3 protein-coding genes are annotated in these 3,435 nt (G+C 61.8%); all 3 read left to right on the plus strand.

Going from position 1 to position 3,435, the window contains the following annotated elements:
* A partial coding sequence (acnA, locus tag VGN12_16630; protein ID HEY4311079.1) for an aconitate hydratase AcnA occupies nucleotides 1-1,461 on the plus strand: 1,461 nt, incomplete at its 5' end.
* A 112-nt stretch (nucleotides 1,462-1,573) separates the two neighbouring features.
* Nucleotides 1,574-2,323, plus strand: a complete 750-nt coding sequence (locus tag VGN12_16635) for a DUF1223 domain-containing protein (GenBank protein HEY4311080.1) — start codon at nucleotides 1,574-1,576, stop codon at nucleotides 2,321-2,323.
* Between the two features lie 482 nt (nucleotides 2,324-2,805).
* On the plus strand, nucleotides 2,806-3,201 hold the full coding sequence (locus VGN12_16640; GenBank protein ID HEY4311081.1) for a DUF2794 domain-containing protein: 396 nt from the start codon (nucleotides 2,806-2,808) through the stop codon (nucleotides 3,199-3,201).
* Nucleotides 3,202-3,435: the final 234 nt, after the last annotated feature.

Here is a 3,435-nt window from a genome sequence, read left to right on the forward strand (position 1 = left end):
GAAGCGGCCAAGCGCGTTACGGTCGAAGACGGCAAATACGATATCGGCCACGGCGACGTCGTCATCGCGGCGATCACGTCTTGCACCAACACATCGAACCCGGGCGTGATGCTTGCGGCCGGTCTGCTGGCGCGTAAGGCAGCCGCCAAGGGCCTCACCGCAAAGCCGTGGGTCAAGACGTCGCTCGCTCCGGGCTCGCAAGTTGTCGGCGAATATCTCGAGAAGGCGGGTCTGCAAAAGGACCTCGACAAGCTCGGCTTCAATCTCGTCGGTTACGGCTGCACGACCTGTATCGGTAACTCCGGTCCATTGCCGCCGCAGAATTCGAAGGCCATCAACGACGGCGACCTCGTCGCTGCCGCGGTGCTCTCGGGCAATCGTAACTTCGAAGGTCGCGTCAATCCGGACGTGCGCGCCAACTATCTGGCATCGCCGCCACTGGTCGTCGCTTACTCGATCGCCGGTTCGATGAACGTCGACATGATGAAGGATGCGCTCGGCACCGACCAGAAGGGTAAGAAGGTGTTCCTCAAGGACATCTGGCCCTCGAACAAGGAAATCGCCGAGTTCACCGCGAAGAACGTCACCAAGAAAATCTTCTCCACCAAGTACGCCGACGTGTTCAAGGGCGATACGAGCTGGCGCAAGATCAGCGTCAAGGGCAGCCCCACGTATGCCTGGAACGACCGGTCGACCTACGTGCGCAACCCGCCTTACTTCGAAGGCATGACGAAAACGCCGAAGCCGCTCGAGGACATCGTCGACGCGCGCGTGCTGGCTCTGCTGCTCGACTCGATCACGACCGACCACATTTCTCCGGCCGGTTCGATCAAGGAAGCGAGCCCGGCGGGCGAATACCTGCGTGATCATCAGGTGCGTCCGAAGGACTTCAACCAGTTCGGCACGCGCCGCGGCAATCATGAAGTAATGATGCGCGGCACCTTCGCCAACATCCGGTTGAAGAACCAGATGCTGCCCGGCGTCGAAGGCGGCTTTTCGATGCACTACCCGTCGAAAGAGAAGGCGCCGATCTACGACGTCGCCATGCGTTACAAGGCCGAGAAGGTTCCGCTCGTCGTGTTCGGCGGCAAGGAATACGGCTCGGGCTCGTCGCGTGACTGGGCCGCCAAGGGCTCCGTGCTGCTGGGCATCCGCGCCGTGATTTGTCAGTCGTTCGAGCGCATCCATCGCTCGAACCTGATCGGCATGGGCGTCATGCCGCTGGTATTCGAAGAGGGTACCTCCTGGCAGACTCTGGGTATGAAGGGCGACGAGCAGGTCACGATCCGCGGCCTGCACGGCGAACTCAAGCCGCGGCAGAAGATGACTGCCGAGATCGTTTCCGGCGACGGAACGCTCAAGCGCGTGCCGCTGATCTGCCGGATCGATACGGCGGACGAGCTCGATTACTACAAGAACGGCGGTATTCTGCAGTACGTGCTTCGCCAATTGGCGAATTAACGGGGCCTTTGCCCACCACGACGCGATTGGCCACTCACCTCGAAGTGAGTGGCAGGTGATCGACAAGGCGCTTTATATGCGCCTCGCCGGGATGGGGGATTGTGGGGCCTGAATGAACTATCGCCACATCGCCTTTGCGACCGCTCTCGTTTTTACATCGCTGACCGCTCCGGCCGCCGCCGGGCCACGCGCTGTTGTCGAGCTTTTCACCAGTCAGGGCTGCTCGTCCTGTCCCGCCGCCGACAAGTTGCTCGGTGAGCTGGCGCAGGATCCGTCGTTGCTGACGATGAGTCTCGCGGTGGACTATTGGGACTATCTCGGCTGGAAAGACACGCTGGCCCTGCATGGCCATACGTTGCGTCAGCGCGCTTACGCCGACGCGCGCGGCGACCGCGAGGTCTACACGCCGCAAGTCGTCATCAATGGCGCGGTCCACGTTCTCGGCAGCGATAAGGCGGCCATCGAAAAGGCCATCGCGCAAACCCGCAGCAGCGCCGCGCCGCTCAAGCTTTCGGTCACGATCGCTGTCGCCGACGGCAAGGTCACTGTGAACGTGCCGTCGGCGACCGGTGACGCCCAGTCCGCCGAGGTCTGGCTTTGCCCGATCACGGCGAAAGCACCGGTGATGATCAGCCGCGGTGAAAACACCGGCAAGACGCTCACCTACAACAACGTGGTGCGGCGCTGGGTGAAGCTCGGCGACTGGAGCGGTAAAGCGGCAAATTTCTCGGTGCCCGTCGCCGATTTGTCGAAGGGCGATTATGCGCCGGCAGATATCGACCGCGTCGATATCGTCGTGCAGGCCGGCGACGCCGCCAAGCCCGGCCTGATGCTCGGCGCTGCTACCGCGGCACTCCGGTAATCACTCGCGCTTCAGAAACGAATCGTCCTTTGCGCACCAGCGCGCTCCGTCTCCCTATGGGGAGAGGTGAAGAAGTAGGAGCGCGCATTCGTGCCAATGCAACAACCGCGAAAAAAAACGGGTCGGCAAAGCCGACCCGAAGTATTAGGGGATTGAACCTAACGCTAAAACTCAACTCAACTGGCCCGGTCAGCTAGCCCCGGGGGGCTGGGGGGCTGAGGAATCCGGAACTAACCGGACCGGGCCTTGAGGCAACGGTGCTGTTATGCCGACCCAGCGTGACCAGCGATTGACCGAAATGGGGCCTTATTGTGGGACGGTTTAACGAGTTCGTGATTGCAACTTCGCGGATTTCGTCCGCTTCGCGCCCACGCCCCAGGGAACTCTCGACGCCCAGAGGAACTTCTTGATGCCGGCAGGAAGCCCTTGCAGCGGGCGAATGCCGGCGCGATCATCGTCTTCGAAGCAAAAGGAGGCGCCGCATGTCGTTCGGTTCTGGCGATATTGATCCAAGCCAGTCTTCCGGGGGTGGAACTTTGGCCCGCACAGGCGCCGCCCCCACGCAAATTCCCAGCCAGGTCACGTTCAGCCGCCGCGAACTCAATCGCATTCTCGATCTCTACGGCCGCAAGGTTGCCGCCGGCGAATGGCGCGATTACGCGATGGACTTTCTGAAGGACCGCGCGGTGTTTTCGGTCTACCGCCGCAGTTCCGAAGTGCCGCTTTACCGGATCGAGAAAGATCCCTCGCTCGCGCGCAAGCAGGGCGCCTACTCGGTGATCTCCGCGACCGGTCACATTCTGCGTCGCGGCCATGAACTTGATCGCGTGCTGCGCGCGTCGATCGACAAATCGTCGCTGGCGCTGGTGGGAAGTTGAAATTAGCTGTCGTCCCCGCGTAGGCGGGGACCCATACACCGCGGCCCATCGACGACAGTCTTAAGGTGACTTCGTTCCGCCGGCACCAATCGTGCGCTGCATCAGCACGGTGTCGAGCCAGCGGCCGTGCTTGAAGCCGGTATCCGGCAAAATCCCGATATGTTTGAAACCGGCGGCCGCGTGCAGTGCGATTGACGCCTGCTGCTGTGTCGAATCGCCGATGACCGCGATCAT

The sequence above is a fragment of the Pirellulales bacterium genome (genome assembly GCA_036499395.1).
Taxonomy (GTDB): Bacteria; Planctomycetota; Planctomycetia; order Pirellulales; family JACPPG01; genus JACPPG01.